Consider the following 964-nt stretch of genomic DNA (forward strand, 5'->3'; position numbering starts at 1 on the left):
CTCGCCGCCGAGCGCCTCGTTTGCCAAACGTGTCTTAATGCCCGCAACCCCGCCGAGCTTTTCTATACACTCGGAGCTAATCATGGTTAGCCAGTTGACGGAGAGGAGACCCCAAAACATGTTTTGTTGACCAAGGGGATTGACCAGTTCGGCGCCGGGGAACTGTTTTCGAAAGGCGGCGGCCAGCTTGGAGGTACGCCCGCGCTTGGGCGTATCCTCGGGCGGGATGAGTCCGAGTCCGGCGCTGCCGTCACGGGCCTGCAGTATCGCCGACCAGCGCAGGAAGAGCTCGATGGGGTGCTGGCCCGGATTTTGGGCAAACCAGGTCACGGGCAGCACGAGTGTCAGATAGCTATAGGAGTAGGTTTGGGTGCTGTCGCCAATGCCGGTGATTTGATATTCCGCTGCCTCACTCGGGATGCGTCCGGAATGGAAGATCATCGACCATACCCAATCCTGATCCGGAAAACCCTGGAGCCATTGCTGCATGGAATAGCCCTCGGGTATCCGCTGCCAGAGGCAGGTCTTTGGTGTAATCATCCAGGCCAGGTCCCGGCCACAGAGGCGCCAATAGTCGGCGCAGATCTCGGCGCAGCGTCGGCGCAGCTCCCGGCGGTAGCCGTCCGGGAACCGGAAGCTGAAATAGAACCCGAAGGCCGTCAGGGCATAGCCTTCTTCGTCTTCGGGGAAGAATTGCTCGAGGGCCTGGGACGAAAACAGGTTTTTCAATTCAATCGAACCGCGCGAGCCAATCCAGGCACTCCTCTTCCGGCAGGCCCCAGGAACCCCAAGGCTCACTGGTCCGTAACGGCTTGAGCAATCTGGCGACCGGCCCGTAAACCAGGGGTGGTTGCCCGATTTCGTCGTCCTGGTACAAGAGCGGCGCCTCACCGGCGGAAAAGATCATGCCGCCGGGATATTCATGAATACCGATCTCGCCGCCGAGCGCCTCGTTTGCCAAACG

The 964-nt window shown here is 60.3% G+C and carries 2 protein-coding genes; both read right to left on the reverse strand.

Features of this window, described 5'->3' with window-relative positions:
- Positions 1-729 (reverse strand): type VI immunity family protein (locus tag BQ17_RS17410; protein WP_089729258.1); only part of this gene is annotated, 729 nt, incomplete at its 3' end.
- 1 nt (position 730) lies between these two features.
- A partial coding sequence (locus BQ17_RS17415; protein ID WP_141699347.1) for a type VI immunity family protein occupies positions 731-964 on the reverse strand: 234 nt, incomplete at its 5' end.

The sequence above is a fragment of the Candidatus Thiosymbion oneisti genome, from assembly GCF_900092655.1.
GTDB classification, from domain to species: domain Bacteria; phylum Pseudomonadota; class Gammaproteobacteria; order Chromatiales; family Chromatiaceae; genus Thiosymbion; species Thiosymbion oneisti.